Genomic DNA, 18,492 nt, shown 5'->3' on the forward strand with positions numbered 1-18,492 from the left:
CGCCGCTGACCGGCGCGTTCTAGGCAAATGGGGTATCAGGAGGGCATGGCATGTCGTACCAAACTGGCACGAAAGTGGAATGGGACTGGGGCAATGGCACCGGGACCGGCAAGATCGTCAAGAAATACACGCAGAAGATCACGCTGAAGCTGCAGGGCAGCGAGGTGACCCGCAAAGCGAGCGATGACGAACCGGCCTATAAGATCGAACAGGACGACGGCAGCGAAGTGCTGAAGTCTGGCAGCGAGTTGCGCAAGGCCGACTGAGCCCTGCGCAACGCGCCCGGTATCCACGCCCCGGTCGGTCACGCCAATTCGCGCACGTCGGTCAAATGACCGGTGAGAGCAGCCGCCGCGGCCATGCCGGGCGATACGAGATGCGTGCGCCCTTTATAGCCCTGACGCCCCTCGAAGTTGCGGTTCGATGTGGCCGCGCAGCGTTCGCCGGGGGCAAGCTGGTCGGGGTTCATCGCCAGACACATCGAACAGCCCGCAAGACGCCATTCGAAACCGGCCTCGCGGAAGATGTCCGCCAGACCTTCTTCTTCGGCCTGCGCACGCACGAGGCCTGAGCCGGGTACGACCATGGCCCGCAAACCGTCTTTGATCTTCTTGCCTTTCAGCACGGCGGCAGCGGCGCGCAGGTCTTCGATGCGGCCATTGGTGCAGGAGCCGATGAAGACGGTGTCGATCTGGATGTCGGTCAGTTTCTGGCCCGGTGTCAGGTCCATATACTCCAGCGCGCGTTTCACCGCGTCGACCTTGCCGCCTTTAAAATCCTCGGGCGCAGGAACGACCGAAGTGATCGGCAGCACGTCCTCGGGCGAGGTGCCCCACGTGACGACCGGCGCGATGTCTTCGCCTTTCAGCGTCACGACCTTGTCCCAATGGGCGTCTTCGTCAGAGAAGAGCGTTTTCCACCAGTCCATCGCCGCTTCCCATTGTGCGCCTTTCGGGGCGTGGGGGCGGCCTTTGCAATACTCAAAGGTCTTTTCGTCTGGCGCGATCAGCCCCGCGCGCGCGCCGCCCTCGATCGCCATGTTGCAGACGGTCATGCGGCCTTCCATCGACAGGTCGCGGATCGCTTCGCCGCAATATTCGATGACATAGCCGGTGCCGCCCGCGGTGCCGGTGGCGCCGATGACGGAAAGGGTGATGTCCTTGGCCGTGACGCCGGGGCGCAGCTTGCCGGTGATCTCGACCTTCATGTTCTTGCCCTTGCGCTGGATCAGCGTCTGGGTGGCGAGAACGTGCTCAACCTCCGATGTACCGATGCCATGGGCCAAAGCGCCGAAAGCGCCGTGGGTCGCGGTGTGGCTGTCGCCGCAGACGACGGTCATGCCGGGCAGGGTCCAGCCCTGCTCGGGGCCGACGATATGCACGATGCCTTGGCGCACATCCGAGACGGGGTAATAATGCACGCCGAACTCGCGCGCGTTTTTGTCGAGCGCGGAAACCTGAATGCGGCTGTCCTCGGTCATCGCCTCGGGGTCTTCGCGGCCTTCGGTGGTTGGCACGTTGTGATCCGGCACGGCGATGGTTTTGTCCGGCGCGCGCACGGTACGGCCCGACATGCGCAGCCCTTCAAAGGCCTGCGGGCTGGTCACTTCGTGGACGAAGTGACGGTCGATATAAAGCAAGCAGGTACCGTCATCGGCTTCGTGGACGACATGGGCGTCCCAGATTTTATCGTAAAGCGTCTTGGGGGACATGATGGTCCTCTCCCGTGGTTTGGAATGGCTATGGGTGTGGCTGAGAGGGCTGGCTTATAGTCGGGCCAGAACGCTATGCGTCGCGCCGAAAAAGCGTTCGCGCAGACGCGCACGGTCGCAAAGATCAAACACCAGTATCATGGGGCCTTGGATATAGACCCTGAGCGAGTCTCGCAAGGTGGCATCGTGGGGCGGTGTGCGGGGCCGGTCGCGCGGCGGTTCTTGCTCTGGCGAGGAGCCTGTGCAACCGTGATCTTCCTGAGTTGCAAAGGCCGTACATGATCCCTGAGTCCCACCCTTTCTCGAACTTCCTTCTATCGCTTCAGGCTTTGTTCGATGGGGTGCTCGGCTTTGGTGAGAGCGTCCTAAGCCCCGGTTGGCGGCAGAACCAGATTTTGATCTTGCTGGCCTTGGTTGCGCTGGCGTGGATCCTGCATCGGGTCACCGGCGTGATGCTGCAAAACTGGGTCCGCTCGCGCGAAGGGTGGTCCAAGTGGCAGTTGCGGGTGGTGGTGCAGGTCAAGCGGCGGCTGGGGCTGATGTGGTTCGCGCTGCTGGCGGGGCTGTTGTATCAGGTGATGCAGAACGTCACTTGGCCATCCCGGTCTTATCTTATCGGCTTGGCGGCGACATTGGCGGCGATCTATGTCGGCATCGCCTTTGCCGCGCGTCTGGTGCGCAACCGCCCCCTACGGCGCATGGTGACATGGGGGCTGTGGATCTATGCCACGCTCTACATGCTGAATGTCGCGGACGATGTGGCGGTGTTTCTGGATGACGTGGCGCTGACGATTGGGGAGTTCCGGCTGTCGGTATTGACCGTCCTGACGGCTTTGGTGGTGGTCGGCGCGTTGCTGACCATGGCGCGGCTTGCCAGCACGACAACCGCCGCGACGATCCGTAAAAACGAAGACATCAGCCCGTCGATGCAAGTGCTGGCGGTAAAGGGCGTGCAGATCCTGCTCTATGGTTTGGCGTTCTTTATCGGTGTGCGGGCCGTGGGGATTGATCTGACGGGGCTGGCGGTGCTCTCGGGTGCGATCGGTGTGGGCCTTGGTTTTGGTCTGCAAAAGGTCGTGTCGAACCTCGTCTCGGGCGTGATCATTCTGCTCGATAAGTCGATCAAACCGGGCGACGTGATCAGTCTGGGGGAGACCTTTGGCTGGATCCAGACACTGGGCGCGCGCTATGCCTCTGTGGTCACGCGGGACGGCAAAGAATACCTGATCCCGAACGAAGACCTGATCACCGGGCAGGTGGTGAACTGGTCTCATTCCAATGACTTTGTGCGCCTCGATATCTATTTCGGCACAGCCTATTCGGATGATCCGCATGTGGTGCGCAAACTGGCGGTCGATGCGGCCAAGGGCGTCGACCGGGTGTTAAGCTACAAGGCGCCCGTTTGCCATATCGTCGGGTTTGGCGATTCGTCGGTGGATTACATCCTGCGCTTCTGGATCAAGGATCCGACCGGCGGGCTGACCAACATTCGCGGCAATGTCTATCTGGCGCTTTGGGATGCGTTCAAGGAAAACGACATTTCCATCCCCTTCCCGCAGCGCGAGGTGAAAGTCATCGAAGACAGTCAATTGGCGCTCTCAAGGGTGGCGGCGGCGGAGAATTTGCCTGACTAGGCGGGGATTTGCGCCCCGGTTCACGCGGAGCGCATAGGGTCCATTGAAAAATCTGGCCTATATCGCTAAATTAGGGGGCTCGGCACCGGGGCAAGCGTTCAGCATTGGCGGTGCATTACGAAGGAGGACAATGTCCTGTCTCTTAACGTTGACGCAGCGCAGGCTGCTGACCATGGGGCCGCAATGACTGCCGCCTCGCAAATCGCAACCAGCGACGACCTGCTGGCGCTTATCCTTTCCTCGCTGAATGACGACAAGGCCGAAGACATCGTGCAGATCGATCTGCGCGGCAAAACGGCCATCGGCGACTATATGGTGATCTGCTCGGGCCGCTCCACGCGGCAGGTTTCGGCGATCTCGGAAAAGCTGGCGCAGGCCGTCAAAGACGCCACCGGACGTACGTCCAAGATGGAAGGCCGCGAAACCGGCGACTGGGTCTTGATCGACACAGGCGACGTTGTTGTGCATGTCTTCCGCCCCGAAGTGCGTGAGTTCTACCAGCTCGAAAAGATGTGGCTGGGCGGCGAAGACGCGGCTGCGGTCATGCCGCACTGATCCTGCTTTTGCGGGACTAAGCCATGCGGGTACATCTCTGCGCCATGGGCCGGCTTCGCGCCGGTCCCGAAAAACTCTTGTCGATGATTATCTCACCCGGTTCGACCGGACCGGGCGCGGTCTGGGCCTTGGTCCTGCGCGTGTGGTCGAGATGGAAGATAAGAAAAACGGCGGCATGGCTGCCGAGGCCGTTCTGCTGCGGCGCGCCATCCCCCAAGGGGCGGTGATCTGCGTGTTGGATGAGCGCGGCAAGGTCGAAACCTCCCCCGCTTTCGCCGAACGTCTTGGCACATGGCGTGATGCCGGGCGGGGCGATTTGGCCTTTGTCATCGGCGGGGCGGATGGCATTGATCCCAGTCTCCGCGCCGAGGCGGATCACGCGCTGTCCTTTGGCAAGATGGTCTGGCCGCATATGCTGGTGCGGGTCATGCTGGCCGAACAGCTATACCGCGCCGCCGCGATACTATCGGGCGGGCCTTATCACCGGGTCTGAGGCTTAGGGATCAAGGGGCGGGGTCAGGGCAGCGGGATCGTCACCAATTCCGGCGACCAGCCACTCACACTGTCGCGCGCCTGAATGCTCACCTCAGTCATCCCATCCGGGATGCGCACGCCCGACAGCGAACGGGTGAAAGGCTGCTCTTTGGTGTGCGGATGCGCCAGATTGCGCGTGCCCAAAGGCTCCCCCTCGGGGTCCAGAATGCGCCAAGCATCGGCATAGTGATCCCAACCGCTGTCGTTGTGGCGGATGGTAACGTCAAATTTCCACAGATCCCCCTGTCGATCGACCGTGACATTCAAAATGTCTGGCGGATCGGCCAAGGCCGGCATGGCAAGAGCCAATAGGATGAGAATGAGGCTGCGTTTGAACATGTGGCACCAATAAAACAACAAACTGAATATAGCGCATTTCGGATGGGTTCCAAGGTAAGCACAGCGCGGCTCCGCGCAATTCACCGTGAGGCTGCAAATTAGTGGTGCAATTGCACCAAGCGCGCGGCAGTCTGGTCAAACCTGTGGCATAGTCTTTATGCTGCGGGTAAGAGGAGGGACCGCGATGCAGATGCCAACACCGGATGCCGGGATCATTGCGCGCAAGGCGCGAGTCGTGGCGCGGCTGCGTGCGGCGCTGCCCCGCAATGCCGTGATTGACGACCCGCATGAGACCCGCGCCTATGAATGCGACGCGCTCACAGCCTATAAATGCCCCCTTTGGCCGTGACCCTTCCGGCCAGCACCCAAGAAGTCTCCACCGTGCTGCGGATATGTCATGAGGAGGGCGTGCCTGTCGTGCCGCGCGGATCGGGCACCTCGCTCGCCGGTGGGGCGCTGCCCACAGCCGATAGTGTTGTGCTGGGGGTGGCCCGCATGGCCGAGGTGCTTGAGGTAGACTATGACAACCGGCTCATGCGGGTGCAGACCGGGCGCACCAATCTCAGCGTGACCGGCGCGGTAGAGGAGGATGGGTTCTTCTACGCGCCAGACCCTTCCAGCCAGTTGGCCTGCGCCATCGCGGGCAATATCGCGATGAATTCAGGCGGGGCGCATTGTCTGAAATACGGGGTCACCACGAACAACCTGCTGGGCGTCACGATGGTGATGATGGATGGCGACGTGGTTGAAATCGGCGGCGGCTATATGGATGCAGGCGGGCTGGACCTTCTGGGGCTGGTCTGCGGCTCCGAAGGACAGCTGGGCGTGGTGACCGAAGCCACCCTGCGCATCCTGCCCAAACCCGAAGGCGCGCGGCCCGTGCTGATGGGCTTTGACGATAACGCCGTGGCGGGGGCCTGTGTCAGCGACATCATCAAGGCGGGTGTGCTGCCGGTTGCGATCGAATTCATGGACCGCCCCTGTATCGAGGCGACGGAGGCTTTCGCCCATGCAGGCTACCCGATGTGCGAGGCGCTGCTGATCGTCGAGGTTGAAGGCTCCGACGCCGAGATTGATCACCAGCTTGCCCTGATCACCGAGATCGCCCGCCGCCACAACCCGGTGGAACTGCGCGAAAGCACCAGCGCCGAAGAAAGCGCGGCGATCTGGCTGGGGCGCAAATCGGCTTTTGGCGCGATGGGGCAGATCAACGACTACATGTGTCTGGATGGCACGATCCCGGTGAACGAACTGCCGATGGTGCTGCGACGCATTGGCGAGATGTCGGACAGCTATGGCCTTAAAGTCGGCAACGTCTTTCACGCAGGCGACGGCAATATGCACCCGCTGATCCTGTTTGACGCCAACAAACCAGGCGATTTGGAAAAATGCGAAGCCTTCGGCGCGGATATCCTGCGGCTTTGTGTCGAGGCGGGCGGCTGTCTGACCGGGGAGCATGGCGTGGGCATCGAAAAGCGCGATCTGATGCATGTGCAATATGCCCCGGCGGATCTTGAGGCGCAGTTGGCGGTGAAAGATGTGTTTGACCCGGCGTGGCTTTTGAACCCGGCCAAGGTCTTTCCGTTGGATGTCACGGAAGGGCGGCGTGGCAGCGGCGCATCGGTGGCTGCGTGACGGTAACCTCTGAGGCAGAATTGGTCGAGGCGATCCGCAGTGCGCAGGCGCCCTTGTCCCTGCGGGGCGGCAATACGCGCGGCATGGCCGGGCCGGGGGCGGACCTGTCGCTTGCCGGATTGCGGGGCATCAGCCTCTATGAGCCGGGCGCGCTGACGCTGGTGGCGCAGGCAGGCACGCCGGTCTCCGAGATTGAGACGACATTGGCCGCCGAAGGGCAGCGGCTGGCCTTTGAACCGATGGACCACCGCGCGCTTATGGGCTGCAGTGGCACGCCGACCATCGGCGGGGTCTTTGCGGCCAACGTTAGCGGCCCGCGGCGGCTTGCTGTGGGGGCCGCGCGGGATTTCCTGTTGGGCGTGCGTTTTGTCGATGGGCAGGGGAACGTTATTAAGAACGGGGGCCGGGTGATGAAGAACGTCACGGGCTATGATCTGGTCAAGCTGATGGCCGGGTCGCGCGGTTCCTTGGGGGCCGTGACCGAGGTGTCGCTAAAGGTGCTGCCCACCCCGGAAACCAGCGCAACGCTCGTGCTTTCGGGGCTGGACGACGCCGCTGCCATCGCCGCCATGGCGCTGGCCATGCGCAGCCCCTTTGAGGTTACCGGCGCGGCACATGATCCGGCGCAGGGGCGGTCGTTTCTGCGGTTGGAGGGGTTTGAGACCTCGGTCTCCTACCGGACGGGGCGGCTGAAGGATTTGCTGGCCGCAACGGGGGCCGAGCTTGAGGTGCTGGACGCAGAGCCCTCCGCGACCCTCTGGCGCGATTTGCGCGATGTTGCGACCTTTCATGGGGCGGCGGGGGATGTCTGGCGGGTGCACTGCCGCCCGACCGAGGCCCCCGCGCTGGCGGCAAAAGCCGGGGCCGAGGCACATCTTTATGACTGGGCCGGGGGCTGATCTGGCTGCGCATGGCGCCCGGCACCGACCTGCGCGCGCGGTTGGGGCGGTATGACGGTCACGCGACCCTATTGCGGGCCGAAAGCGCGGCGCAGACTCTGCTGCCCCGGCAGGAACCCGAAGCGCCGGGCGTGGCGCGGTTGACGGCGGGGCTGAGGGCCAAGTTCGACCCGCGCGGCATCTTCAACGCCGAAGCCTTGGCGCTGACCCCATGACATTGATGCTGGTCTTTCTCATCGTTTTTCTGATCGGCCCGTTTCTGTTTAAGGCGTTGATCGCCGTGCCGCCTTCCCTGCGGGCCGTCCGCACCTTGGGGGCGATGGTCTTGGCCGCCTTTTTATTCGCCACCGGCCTGCGCTATGGACTGCTGCGCTATTGGAGCGACAGCCCGTGGTTGCTGGGGGTCATCGCCCTCACCCTCTGGGCCGCTTGGATCGGGGTGATCGCGCTGGTGGTCCAAGCACTGCGCCGCGCCGATCCGCGCCCCGCCATGCGCCGGTGGAGCGGGGTTTTGGGGGCCGTAGGCACGACGGTTCCTTGGTTCGGCCTTGTCCTCGCCAATCTGATGCGCAGCACATAGTAACGGAGCATCCATGCAAACCACCTTTACCCCCGAGCAATTGCAGGATCCTGACACGCAGCGCAGCAACGACATTCTGCGCGCCTGTGTGCACTGCGGTTTCTGCACGGCGACCTGCCCGACCTATCAGGTCTTGGGCGATGAGTTGGACAGCCCGCGCGGGCGTATTTACCTGATCAAGGACATGCTTGAGAATGACCGTGATCCTGACCCAAAGACGGTCCAGCACATCGACCGCTGCCTGTCCTGCCTTGCCTGTATGACGACCTGCCCCTCGGGCGTGCATTACATGCATCTGGTCGATCACGCCCGCAGCTATATCGAGGAACGGTATAAACGGCCCCTAGGCGAACGCGCGCTGCGCTGGATGCTGGCGCGGATCCTGCCCTATCCGACACGCTTTCGACTGGCGCTATTGGGGGCCAAGATCGGGCGGCCTTTCGCGCGGCTGATGCCCGACGCCCGGCTGCGCGCAATGCTTGAGATGGCGCCAAAAACGATCCCTCCGGTCAGCCGCAATGACGATCCGCAAAGCTTCCCGGCTCAGGGCAAACCGCTGCGGCGTGTGGCCCTGATGACCGGCTGCGCGCAAAAGGCCCTGAACACCGATATTAATGACGCCACGATCCGGTTGCTGACCCGCGCGGGCTGCGAAGTGGTGGTAGCCGAAGGCGCGGGCTGTTGCGGCGCGCTGACCCATCACATGGGCAGGACCGATGAAAGCCACGCCCATGCCGCCCGCAACATCCGCGCGTGGTGTGCTGAGATGGACGGCAAGGGGCTGGATGCCATCGTGATCAACACCTCGGGCTGCGGCACCACGGTCAAGGATTACGGCCATATGTTCCGCAATGACCCACTGGCAGAGGATGCCGCGCGGGTTTCGGCCTTGGCAAAGGATGTGACGGAGTTGCTCGCGGAGTTGGACCTGCCCTTTGTCGAACCGGCTGAGCAGGGCATGGTCGTCGCCTATCACGCGGCCTGTTCGCTGCAACATGGGCAACAGATCAAGGCCACGCCGAAGACGCTGCTAAAACAGGCGGGATTTACGGTGGTAGAACCGGCGGACAGTCACCTCTGCTGCGGCTCGGCGGGCACCTATAACCTGATGCAGCCCGAGATTTCGGCAAAGCTGAAAGAACGCAAGATCAAGACGCTAGAGGCGAAATCCCCAGACGTCATCGCGGCGGGCAACATCGGCTGCATGATGCAGATCGGATCGGGCACCGGGGTGCCTGTGGTGCATAGCGTCGAACTGCTGGATTGGGCCTGCGGTGGGCCAAAACCACCCGCGCTCAGCCGTGATCCCGATGCGCCCGCGCAGGTGCCGCGTTTGCGTTAAGCCTACGCCGTATTTTCGCCGCAACTCCCCTATATCCGCCAAAGTGGACATGGTTTTGAGGTGCATTTTGCGACAATTGTTGGCGGCTATTCTCGGCGTATTTACCTTCGCCACGGCGGCGCTGGCCCAAGACAGTGCGCTCAAGGCGCTTGACAACGGTGTGGACGCCGCCGCTTGGGAGGCCGTGGGCCGTCTCGACATCGGCGGCACCGGGTTTTGCACCGGCACGTTGATCGCTCCGCGTCTGGTGCTGACCGCCGCGCATTGCCTGTTTGACCGCGAAACCAAGGCCCGGATCGACCATGGCGAGGTGCAATTCCTTGCCGGTTGGCGCAATGGCCGCGCCGGGGCCTACCGCGATATCCGCCGCGCCGTGGTGCACCCCGACTACGTCTATGATGGTGAGGTCTCCTCGGGCCGGGTGCGCAACGATCTGGCGCTCTTGGAACTCTCCCGCCCCATCCGCAACACGACGATCCGGCCCTTTGGCACCGCCGCACGTCCGCGTCCCGGCGACAGCGTGGGCGTGGTCAGCTATGCCCGCGACCGGGCCGAGGCGCCGTCCTTGCAAGAGGTCTGCAAGGTGCTGGCCCAGCAGGAGGGGGTACTGGTGACCTCCTGCGCGGTCGATTTCGGCTCCAGCGGCGCGCCGATCTTTAGCATTGTCGCAGGTGAGGCGCATATCGTCTCAGTCGTTTCGGCCAAGGCCGAGGTCGAGGGCACGCAGGTATCCCTTGGCACCGCTCTGGGCGCGCCCTTGGCGTTGCTGCAAGCGGAACTGGTGGCGGGCAAAGGTGTGTTTCTGGATTCCAACCCGGCAGGCAAACGCATCCGGGTCGGAGAAGAGCGTGGCACCGGGGCGAAATTCATCCGCCCGTAAATCTGTGGCCCAAGACTTGAAAGCGCGCAGAACCCATCCCACATGAGCTTTGCCGAGGTGCCTCAATAGGGCTTCGGCACTTGAAAAACCGGGTCTGTCCAATGGTGGAAGGCCCGATATGTCAATCGCTCACTGATGAGGATGAACACATGCGTAGTTTTGATTTCGCACCCCTTTACCGCTCCAGCGTTGGTTTTGACCAGATCGCCAACATGATGGACCGGGTTCTGACAAATGATGGGGCCACCCCCAGCTATCCCCCCTACAACATCGAAAAGCTCGACAACGATGCCTACCGCATCTCGATCGCCGTGGCTGGTTTCTCCGACAGCGACCTGAGCGTCGAAGTCCGTGAGAAGGCGCTGATCGTTTCGGCCCGCAAGGCTGATGAGGATGAGGCCAAGTCCTACCTGCACCGTGGCATCGCCACCCGCGCCTTTGAACGCCGCTTCCATTTGGCGGACCACGTTCAGGTGATCGGCGCGGCCCATGCCAACGGCATGCTGCATATCGAGCTTGAGCGTCAGGTGCCTGAGGCCCTGAAACCACGCCAGATCGCCATCTCTTCCGAGGTGAAGTCGATCGACAAGGACGTGGTTGACGCCAAATCCGTGAACTAAGCCCGGTTCCATGCCGAGCTTTATGAAGGCCCGCTATCCAGCGGGCCTTTTTTGTTGGCAACGGCGCTTGAGGGGGCCCCTTCGTGGGAGAATATCTGCCGAAGGTGGGGCGCGAAAACGGCGGCTTTCTGCTGCGCAGCAGGGCGGGGGAAACCATGCGAAAGCTGTCGGGTTGAGTGGGGGACCGGGCAGGCGTGCTCGGGCAACAGCGTGCAGAGTACCGCACGCGCAATGAAAGGAAGAACCATGACTAACTATGCAAATTCCCTACGCAAGCTGACCCTGACCACGGCTGTCACGGCGCTTATGGCCGCCCCGATTGCTGCACAGGCTCAGACCGCCGATGTCGGCGTTGGCGCTGATGTGAATGCCGAAGCAAACGCCGGTGTAGGCGCCGATATGGCCGACACTGCGACCGGTGCTGCCGATAGCGCCATCTCGGCCGACACCGATCTGAACGTCGAAGACCGGGTCGCTGAGACAATGCCGAGCGAGAGCGACACGGATGTCGATATCGCGCTGGATGGCAGCACCGTGGCCGTCGCGTCGGACAACACTGTCATCGGCACGATTTCCAATGCGGAACCACAGGCCGATGGCTCTGTGCGCTATTCCATCGATCTGGCCAATGATTTCGCCGCCGATAGCGACCGCGCAGTCGTGCAGATCGACCAAGATGTTGACGCCGAAGGCCAACTTGTCATCGGCATGACAGGCGAAGAATTCGCCGCAGCCCTGACCCAGCAAGTGAATGCGGGCAGCGCGGCGCAGACCCGGACCAACTAAGACGGGTCACTCCCAGGGCGTTTCTCTCCCCGCCCGGAGGCCGGCAGCACGAAAGTGCTGTCGGCCTTTTTGCGTTCGGGGGTCGGGGGTTTGTCGGCTTGCAAATGTCTTGGGGGGCGGGTACCTCGCAATAGTTATGGTATAACATATCGAATCATGACCCACGTTACATCACGGAGAACGACATGCCCCACACATCCGCATCCCCGCTTTTCTTTCTGACACTCAGCGCGGGCATTGCCCTTTCGGCCCCCGCCTTAGCCGATACGAAAGAGGCGTCGCATGACCACGATCATTCCCATGCGCATGTGACCACGCCCACGACCAAGACGACATCTACAAAGGCTATTTCGATGACGCACAGATCAAGGACCGGCCCCTGTCAGATTGGGCGGGTGAATGGCGATCGGTCTACCCGCTCTTGCAGCAGGGCGCGCTGGACGAGGTGATGCAGCACAAGGCCGAAGACAGCGACAAGACGGCGGCGGAGTACAAAGCCTATTACGATGTAGGCTATGCCACGGATGTGAACCGCATCACCATCGAGGGCAACGCCGTGACCTTCTTTCGGGACGGTGATCCGGTGCAGGGGCGCTATGCCAGTGATGGCTACGAAGTGCTGACCTACGAAAAGGGCAACCGCGGCGTGCGCTATGTCTTTGCCAAAGAGGGTGGCGATGCCGAAGCGCCGGGCTTTATCCAGTTCAGCGACCACATCATCGCACCGCAAAAGGCCGATCACTACCACCTCTACTGGGGTGACGATCGCGCCAAGGTTCTAGAGGAATTGACAAATTGGCCGACCTATTTCCCCGCCGAGATGAGCGCGTCTGAGATCGCGGCGGATATGCAAGCGCATTAAGGGCGGCCATCCAGCATGTCTGGCAGAAAGCGAAACCTGCGAAGCGGGCTGAAACAGCGGCGGCGTCAGGGGGATCCGATGGCGGCCTATGACCGATTGCCGCCCCCGCTTAGGGCATGGCTGGCGCAGGTGGCGCTGCCATGGTCGCCGCAGTCAGCCCATCGGCTGTGGTGTCGGGACTTGCAGCGTTGCGAAGGCGATGCGGTGGGGGCCGCCCTCCACCTAAGCCGCGCAGAGCACCGGATGCTGGCGCAGGACCGGTTGCAGAACTGAGCAAAAACAAACGGGGCGCGCCCTAGGCACGCCCCGTTCTATCGATCGTCTCAGGTGCTTAGACCGACAGGCAGACGTATTTCATCTCAAGGTAGTCTTCGATCCCGTGGTGGCTGCCTTCGCGGCCAAGGCCGGATTGCTTGACCCCGCCAAAGGGCGCAAGCTCGGTCGAGATGATGCCGGTGTTCACGCCAACGATGCCATATTCCAGCGCCTCGGCGACCTTGTACACACGGCTGAGGTCTTTGGCATAGAAGTAGGAGGCAAGGCCAAAGATCGTGTCGTTCGCCATGGCGATCACGTCGTCCACATCGTCGAACTTGAACAGCGGCGCGAGGGGGCCGAATGTCTCTTCCTTGGCGACCTTCATGTCTTGCGTCACGCCGGTCACGATGGTCGGGCCGAAGAAGTTGCCGCCCATGTCGTCCTTGGCGCTACCTAAAATGATCTCGGCCCCGTTGTCGACCGCATCCTTGATGTGCTCGCGTACCTTGTCCGAGGCTTCGGGGTTGATAAGCGGGCCAAGGTCAGTGCCCTCTTCGAGGCCGTCGCCGACCTTCATCTTGCTCACCCGGTCCTTCAGCTTGGCCGCGAAGTCGTCATAGACGCCCGCCTGCACATAGATCCGGTTGGCGCAGACGCAGGTCTGGCCATTGTTGCGGAACTTGCACATGATCGCGCCTTCGACGGCGGCATCAAGATCGGCGTCGTCAAAGACGATGAACGGCGCGTTGCCGCCCAGTTCCATGGAGCATTTCATCACCTGATCGGCAGCCTGCTTCAGCAGGATGCGCCCAACTTCGGTGGAGCCGGTGAAGGTCAGTTTGCGCACGGCGGGGTTCTCGCAGAACTCCTTGCCCACAGCCGAAGACGAGGAGGACGGCAGCACGTTGAACACGCCCGCCGGAATGCCCGCACGTTCGGCCAGCACACCCATGACGATGGCCGAGAGCGGTGTCTCAGCCGCCGGACGTGCCACGAAGGAACAGCCCGCCGCCAGCGCGGGGCCGCCTTGCGGGTGATCATCGCATTGGGGAAGTTCCACGGCGTGATCGAAGCGGCAACGCCGATGGGCTGCTTCATCACCATGATGCGCTTGTCGCGCTGGTGGCCGGGGATCATCTCGCCGTAGACGCGCTTGGCTTCTTCACCGAAGAACTCGATGAAGGAGGCGCCATAGGCGATCTCGCCCTTGGCTTCGGCCAGCGGTTTGCCCTGTTCGGCGGTGAGGATGGTGCCCAGATCGTCTTGGTTCTCCATCATCAGGTCGAACCATTTGCGCATCACTGCCGCGCGTTCCTTGCCGGTCCAGCTGGCCCAGTCTTTTTGCGCCTTTTCGGCTTGGGCAATCGCACCCGCGACCTGTGCACGGCTGAGGTCGGCGACCTGTGCGATGACATCGCCCCGCGCGGGATTGGTCACGTCAAAGGTGCCGTCTTCACCGTCGACCCATTGGCCACCGATATAGGCGCGGGTTTCAAGCAGGCTGGGGTCTTTCAGCAGTGATTTCAGATCCGTCTTAGCATCAGTCATGTCATCTCTCCGCTATTCTCTATAGCCTCCAAAGCAACAACGAGTATGATTGTCCAGTTCAGTTTGATCAAATCCGGGGTGGGAGACCCAAATGATGCTAGATGACGCCTATGCGAATGCTGCCTATATCGACGGGGCCGACGGCTTTCCGCCCCGCTGGGAAAAGGAGGCGGAGGCATTCCGCGCATCATTGGGGGCGCGGGCGCAGTTGAATGTGCGCTACGGCCCCTCGGACCGTCAGAAGTTCGATTTCTTCCAGCCCGAGGGCGTCTCGCGCGGCACGGTGGTTTTCGTGCATGGCGGCTATTGGAAGGCCTTCGACAAGAGCTATTGGTCGCATCTGGCCGCCGGTCCGCTGGCGCGGGGCTATGCCGTGGCGATGCCGTCTTATGACCTTTGCCCCGATGTGCGTATCTCTGAGATCTCCACGCAGATCGCCGCTGCGCTGACCGAAGTGGCGAACCGCACGCAGGGCACCATCGTTCTGTCGGGCCATTCGGCGGGCGGGCATTTGGTGGCGCGCATGACCGACCCCCTGCTGCTCGGGGCCGAGGTGCGCGACCGGATCACGCGGATCGTGCCGATCTCGCCCGTGGCTGACCTTGCCCCGCTGCTACAGACCCAGATGAACGACACCCTGCGGCTGGACGAGGCCGAGGCCGAGGCCGAAAGCCCGATGAACATGACCCCGCCGCACGGCGTTGATGTCACCGTCTGGGTGGGCGCTCAGGAGCGGCCCGCCTTCCTTGAACAGGCCGAGAATTTCGCCCGCAGTTGGGGCGCGAAACAGGTCGTGGCCGAGGGCAAGCACCATTTTGACGTGATCGACCCGCTGGCCGAGCCGGACAGCGACCTGACCAAAGCGCTATTGGGCAGCTAAGCCCCAAATTTTACGGCAGATGCCCTGCGTTAATGCACGTAAGGCATTTGCCGCAGTGCCGCAGAAACACTATGTCAGAGGGGCAAAGGCCCCTGTTCGGCCACGCGACGCAATTGAAAGGGCCGAAGATGAGAATCGTTAAATGGGTGTTCTGGGTGACCGTCTGGGTGCTGGTGGCGGCGTTCTTCCATTATACCCTGCCGCAGACCGATATCGTCCGCGTCACGGACACCTATGAAAAGCGGATCGACTTCGGCAACAGTTCGATCTTCTGGGCCGGCTCTGCGACGGATAGTGCCGGGCTAGCGGTCAACCGCGATGTCTTTTTCATCCAGACCCGCCGCGCCAAGGGCGATGTCATGGTTTACCGCAACGAAGACACCGGCTGGGGCTGGCCGCCCTATTTCAAATTCGACACCGCCAACCTTCAGGCCGAGGCGGCGGATGCCCGCAGCACCACCGGCGCGCCGCAGTATTATGCGCTGAAACATTACGGTTGGCGCAGTGAGCTTTTGTCGATCTACCCCAATGCCATCTCGCTCCGCGCGGTCGAGGGGCCGGAGGCGAGCAAGGGTATCCCCTTTGTGACCATCATCGTGCTGACCCTCGTGGCGGCCCTGTTCTATGCCATCTGGGTGCGCTGGCGGCGGTTCCGTCGCGCGCGGTTGGACCCAAGGATCGAGGCGATCGAGGATGACTTCGCCGCGCGCCGAGGGCGCTTTGCCCGGTGGCGTGCCGAACGACGCGCGCGGAAGTAACCTCACCAAGAACTGTAAACGCTGAGCGGGGCAGGTAGCGTCCCGCATTCAGCTAAATTCTGGTATTCCATCCTATATGGACATCATCCTCGTCACCACAATCATTGCGTCGCTCTTTGTCGTTATCGGCTTGGCGGAACCCTTTGCCGCGCGGTTGCAACTGCCATTCAGCGTGATCCTTGCGGTCGTGGGGATCCTCATCGGGGCCTCGGCGATCTTTTTCCTGCGCACCGATCTGACGGATGCGCTGAATCCGATGGCGGCGGCCATTCTGGGGCTGCCGATCCGGTCTAACGTCTTCCTGTATGTCTTCCTGCCGACGCTTTTGTTTCAGGCGACCCTGGGGATGAACCTGCGGCGCATGGTGGATGACTGGGTGCCCATTCTCGTGCTGGCCGTGGTGGCCGTGGTGGTGGCGACCGTTAGCATTGGCTACGCGCTGTTTTGGGTCAGTGCCATTCCGCTGGCGGCCTGCCTCCTGATCGGGGCGATCGTTTCGACCACGGACCCTTCGGCGGTGGTCTCGATCTTTCGCTCGATCTCGGCCCCGCGGCGGTTGGCGCGGATCATTGAGGGTGAGAGCCTGCTGAACGACGCCGCCGCCATCGCCCTTTTCGGTCTGTTCATGGGCTATGTCATGCTGGGCATTCCCGACCCGGAACTGGGCAGCGCACTTGCGCAATTTCCGATGTTGATCGCGGGCGGGGCACTGGTGGGCTGGCTGGGCGCGCGGGTCGCGGTTTGGGTCATGGCGCTGTTCGCACGGCATGAATTGGCGCAGCAGTCGATCTCGGTCGCGTTGCCCTATCTGGCTTATATCGTGGCGGAGCAAAGCGTTGGTGCGTCTGGGGTGATCGCCGTGGTCGCGGCAGGGCTGACGCTGAACCTGACCGCGCCGGGACGGCTGCCGCCGCAGGCGCTGACCAACCTGCGTGAGCTTTGGGATGTGTTGGCCCATTGGGCGGGGGCGCTCATCTTTATCCTCGCTGCCCTGCTGATCCCGCGTCTGCTGGAGGAAGTCCGGCTAGAGGACTTTTTCCTCATTGCCGTGGTTGTGATGGCTGCCATCTTCGCACGCGCGGTGATCCTTTTTGGTCTGCTACCTTTGCTGACCGCGGCAAAGCTTTCTCCGCCAGTTGAGCGGCCGTACCGCGCGGCGATCCTTTGGGGTGGGCTGCGCGGGGCGGTCACGCTGGCGCTGGCGCTGGCGGTGACGGAAAGCGTGCGGGTGCCGGATGATATCCAGCGGATCGTGGGTATCTTGGCCACCGGTTTTACGCTGTTCACCCTGCTGGCCCAAGGTACGACGCTGCGTTGGATCATCGGGCGGCTGGGGCTGGATCAACTGTCGCCCATCGACCACGCGCTGTCGCGGCAGGTGATCGCCGTGGCCCTGCAGACCGTGCGCGAAGACGTGGCCCAAACGACCGAGAATTATGATCTGAACCGGGATATCGTGCGCTCCGAAGCCAAACGCTTTGGCGAACGGCTTGAGACGGCGGTCAAGACCGCGGAGGAGGCGACCGATATCCTTGACCGGGACCGGATCGCGCTTGGTCTCATCGCGCTGGCAGGGCACGAGCGCGACACGATCCTCGCGCGGGTGCGGGAGCGGACGATCTCGGCCCGGATGGCTGATCTGGTGCTCTCGGATGCGGACCGGCTGATCGAAGGGGCGCGGACCCAAGGCCGCAGCGGGTACCAGCGCGCGGCGCGGCGCAGCGTGGCCTATGGGCGCACCTTTCGCGCGGCGGCGGTGCTGCACGGGCGCTACGGCGTTTCGGGGCCCTTGGCGCGGATGACGGCGGACCGCTTTGAAATGCTGCTGTCGCAGCGGCTGATCCTGCGCGATCTGGGCACCTTTATCGATGGGCGTATTCGCCGGATTCACGGGCGGCGGGTGGCGGAATTGCTGCACGATCTGCTGGCGCGCCGCATCGAAGGGATCGAAACCGCGCTAGAGGGGCTGCGGTTGCAGTATCCGGGCTATGCCGAGGAACTTGAGCGGCGTTTCATCCGCCGTACAGCGCTGCGGCTGGAAGAACGCGAATACACGTTGATGCGCGAAGACGGGCTGTTCGGGGCTGAGGTCTATACCGCGCTGATTCAGGAATTGGCCACGCGGCGCACGGCGGCAGAGGGGCGTCCGGGCCTTGACCTTGCCGTGCGGCGCGGCGCTTTTATCGAACAGTTTCCGCTGTTTACGGATCTGGGTGAGGGCGCGCTCAAACGGCTCGGTCGGGTGCTCAAAACCCGCTATGTAGATATCGGCGATGTGGTTTTGCACAAGGAAAGCCCTGCACGCAGCGTGTTTTTCATCGCCTCGGGCGCGGTCGAGTTGGAAAGTGCAGGTCAGACTTGGCGATTGGGTCGGGGGAGATGTTTGGCCAGATGGCGATCCTGACGAACCGTGTGCGCCGGGTGGACGTCCGCGCCATCGCACCGACAACGCTTTTGGTGCTGGACGAAGACCGCTTTCGCCGCCTGCTGGAACGGAGTGCGGCACTGCGCGACGCGGTGCGGGCCAGCGCAGAAAAGCGCGGCATCGATCCGGTGGATTTGATTTCGGGGGCGGGGCTGGATAGGCTGCTTGGCAATCGCGGACGGGGTGTTTGGGGCCGGTGTTGCGCACCGGTATTTGAAAAAGGATGAAGATAGGGGGTGCGGCCGG

At 62.6% G+C, this 18,492-nt stretch carries 13 protein-coding genes and 6 pseudogenes; 16 read left to right on the forward strand and 3 right to left on the reverse strand.

All coding sequences use genetic code 11. The features are described 5' to 3' along the window. Positions 1-50: 50 nt before the first annotated feature. On the forward strand, positions 51-266 hold the full coding sequence (locus tag ACFQAU_RS08935; protein WP_067268510.1) for a hypervirulence associated TUDOR domain-containing protein: 216 nt from the start codon (positions 51-53) through the stop codon (positions 264-266). A gap of 38 nt (positions 267-304) precedes the next feature. Here ACFQAU_RS08935 and leuC read toward each other — a convergent pair whose 3' ends face one another. Further along, positions 305-1,711, reverse strand: coding sequence for a 3-isopropylmalate dehydratase large subunit (leuC, locus tag ACFQAU_RS08940; RefSeq protein ID WP_132444063.1), 1,407 nt, complete (start codon positions 1,709-1,711; stop codon positions 305-307). A gap of 278 nt (positions 1,712-1,989) precedes the next feature. Between leuC and ACFQAU_RS08945 the strand changes: the two genes are divergently transcribed. From ACFQAU_RS08945 to rlmH, 3 genes and pseudogenes are all read left to right on the forward strand, one after another. Next, entirely contained in the window at positions 1,990-3,345 is a 1,356-nt protein-coding gene (locus tag ACFQAU_RS08945; protein ID WP_120349938.1) for a mechanosensitive ion channel family protein, read from the forward strand. A gap of 183 nt (positions 3,346-3,528) precedes the next feature. After that, on the forward strand, positions 3,529-3,900 hold the full coding sequence (rsfS, locus tag ACFQAU_RS08950) for a ribosome silencing factor (protein WP_067631153.1): 372 nt from the start codon (positions 3,529-3,531) through the stop codon (positions 3,898-3,900). A gap of 23 nt (positions 3,901-3,923) precedes the next feature. Further along, a pseudogene (rlmH, locus tag ACFQAU_RS08955) lies at positions 3,924-4,393 on the forward strand (23S rRNA (pseudouridine(1915)-N(3))-methyltransferase RlmH). Between the two features lie 23 nt (positions 4,394-4,416). On the opposite strand, the gene ACFQAU_RS08960 reads toward rlmH, so the two are convergent. Then, positions 4,417-4,773, reverse strand: coding sequence for a hypothetical protein (locus ACFQAU_RS08960; protein WP_132444064.1), 357 nt, complete (start codon positions 4,771-4,773; stop codon positions 4,417-4,419). 184 nt (positions 4,774-4,957) lie between these two features. Here ACFQAU_RS08960 and ACFQAU_RS08965 point away from each other — a divergent pair. From ACFQAU_RS08965 to ACFQAU_RS09005, 9 genes and pseudogenes are all read left to right on the forward strand, one after another. After that, positions 4,958-6,408 (forward strand): annotated as a pseudogene (locus ACFQAU_RS08965) (FAD-linked oxidase C-terminal domain-containing protein). Further along, positions 6,405-7,522: pseudogene (locus ACFQAU_RS08970) on the forward strand (FAD-binding protein). Before ACFQAU_RS08965 ends, ACFQAU_RS08970 begins: the two co-directional pseudogenes overlap by 4 nt. Continuing rightward, positions 7,519-7,887: a hypothetical protein gene (locus ACFQAU_RS08975; RefSeq protein ID WP_132444067.1), complete on the forward strand. Its 369-nt coding sequence runs from the start codon at positions 7,519-7,521 to the stop codon at positions 7,885-7,887. The pseudogene ACFQAU_RS08970 and the gene ACFQAU_RS08975 overlap by 4 nt, the downstream one beginning before the upstream one ends. Before the next feature lie 13 nt (positions 7,888-7,900). Beyond that, a complete protein-coding gene (glcF, locus tag ACFQAU_RS08980) occupies positions 7,901-9,229 on the forward strand; it encodes a glycolate oxidase subunit GlcF (RefSeq protein ID WP_132444068.1) in 1,329 nt (442 codons plus the stop codon). A gap of 49 nt (positions 9,230-9,278) precedes the next feature. After that, positions 9,279-10,109, forward strand: a complete 831-nt coding sequence (locus ACFQAU_RS08985) for a trypsin-like serine peptidase (RefSeq protein ID WP_067631131.1) — start codon at positions 9,279-9,281, stop codon at positions 10,107-10,109. Positions 10,110-10,258: 149 nt separating this feature from the next. Then, positions 10,259-10,729: an Hsp20 family protein gene (locus tag ACFQAU_RS08990; protein WP_067631156.1), complete on the forward strand. Its 471-nt coding sequence runs from the start codon at positions 10,259-10,261 to the stop codon at positions 10,727-10,729. Positions 10,730-10,975: 246 nt separating this feature from the next. After that, positions 10,976-11,515, forward strand: a complete 540-nt coding sequence (locus tag ACFQAU_RS08995) for a hypothetical protein (RefSeq protein WP_132444069.1) — start codon at positions 10,976-10,978, stop codon at positions 11,513-11,515. Positions 11,516-11,700: 185 nt separating this feature from the next. Next, a pseudogene (locus ACFQAU_RS09000) lies at positions 11,701-12,377 on the forward strand (ZinT family metal-binding protein). Positions 12,378-12,392: 15 nt separating this feature from the next. Continuing rightward, a complete protein-coding gene (locus ACFQAU_RS09005; RefSeq protein ID WP_132444071.1) occupies positions 12,393-12,650 on the forward strand; it encodes a DUF6525 family protein in 258 nt (85 codons plus the stop codon). Positions 12,651-12,708: 58 nt separating this feature from the next. Here ACFQAU_RS09005 and ACFQAU_RS09010 read toward each other — a convergent pair. Next, positions 12,709-14,183: pseudogene (locus ACFQAU_RS09010) on the reverse strand (NAD-dependent succinate-semialdehyde dehydrogenase). Between the two features lie 91 nt (positions 14,184-14,274). Between ACFQAU_RS09010 and ACFQAU_RS09015 the strand changes: the two are divergent. From ACFQAU_RS09015 to ACFQAU_RS09025, 3 genes and pseudogenes are all read left to right on the forward strand, one after another. Then, positions 14,275-15,063, forward strand: a complete 789-nt coding sequence (locus tag ACFQAU_RS09015; protein WP_132444073.1) for an alpha/beta hydrolase — start codon at positions 14,275-14,277, stop codon at positions 15,061-15,063. Between the two features lie 128 nt (positions 15,064-15,191). After that, positions 15,192-15,821 (forward strand): DUF1523 family protein, encoded by a 630-nt coding sequence (locus tag ACFQAU_RS09020; protein WP_120349950.1) that lies wholly within the window; start codon positions 15,192-15,194, stop codon positions 15,819-15,821. A 76-nt stretch (positions 15,822-15,897) separates the two neighbouring features. Then, positions 15,898-18,473, forward strand: a pseudogene (locus ACFQAU_RS09025) (cation:proton antiporter). The last annotated feature ends 19 nt before the right edge of the window (positions 18,474-18,492 follow it).

The organism is Sulfitobacter profundi, assembly GCF_042661425.1.
GTDB lineage: Bacteria > Pseudomonadota > Alphaproteobacteria > Rhodobacterales > Rhodobacteraceae > Sulfitobacter > Sulfitobacter profundi.

Bases quoted from the DNA above. Each gene is read 5' to 3' on its own strand.
- glcF (WP_132444068.1), top strand. From the start codon at position 7,901: ATGCAAACCACCTTTACCCCCGAGCAATTGCAGGATCCTGACACGCAG.
- ACFQAU_RS09020 (WP_120349950.1), top strand. From the start codon at position 15,192: ATGAGAATCGTTAAATGGGTGTTCTGGGTGACCGTCTGGGTGCTGGTG.
- ACFQAU_RS08935 (WP_067268510.1), top strand. From the start codon at position 51: ATGTCGTACCAAACTGGCACGAAAGTGGAATGGGACTGGGGCAATGGC.
- ACFQAU_RS08975 (WP_132444067.1), top strand. From the start codon at position 7,519: ATGACATTGATGCTGGTCTTTCTCATCGTTTTTCTGATCGGCCCGTTT.
- ACFQAU_RS08990 (WP_067631156.1), top strand. From the start codon at position 10,259: ATGCGTAGTTTTGATTTCGCACCCCTTTACCGCTCCAGCGTTGGTTTT.
- ACFQAU_RS08985 (WP_067631131.1), top strand. From the start codon at position 9,279: ATGGTTTTGAGGTGCATTTTGCGACAATTGTTGGCGGCTATTCTCGGC.
- ACFQAU_RS08960 (WP_132444064.1), bottom strand. From the start codon at position 4,773: ATGTTCAAACGCAGCCTCATTCTCATCCTATTGGCTCTTGCCATGCCG.
- ACFQAU_RS08945 (WP_120349938.1), top strand. From the start codon at position 1,990: ATGATCCCTGAGTCCCACCCTTTCTCGAACTTCCTTCTATCGCTTCAG.
- leuC (WP_132444063.1), bottom strand. From the start codon at position 1,711: ATGTCCCCCAAGACGCTTTACGATAAAATCTGGGACGCCCATGTCGTC.
- rsfS (WP_067631153.1), top strand. From the start codon at position 3,529: ATGACTGCCGCCTCGCAAATCGCAACCAGCGACGACCTGCTGGCGCTT.
- ACFQAU_RS08995 (WP_132444069.1), top strand. From the start codon at position 10,976: ATGACTAACTATGCAAATTCCCTACGCAAGCTGACCCTGACCACGGCT.
- ACFQAU_RS09015 (WP_132444073.1), top strand. From the start codon at position 14,275: ATGATGCTAGATGACGCCTATGCGAATGCTGCCTATATCGACGGGGCC.
- ACFQAU_RS09005 (WP_132444071.1), top strand. From the start codon at position 12,393: ATGTCTGGCAGAAAGCGAAACCTGCGAAGCGGGCTGAAACAGCGGCGG.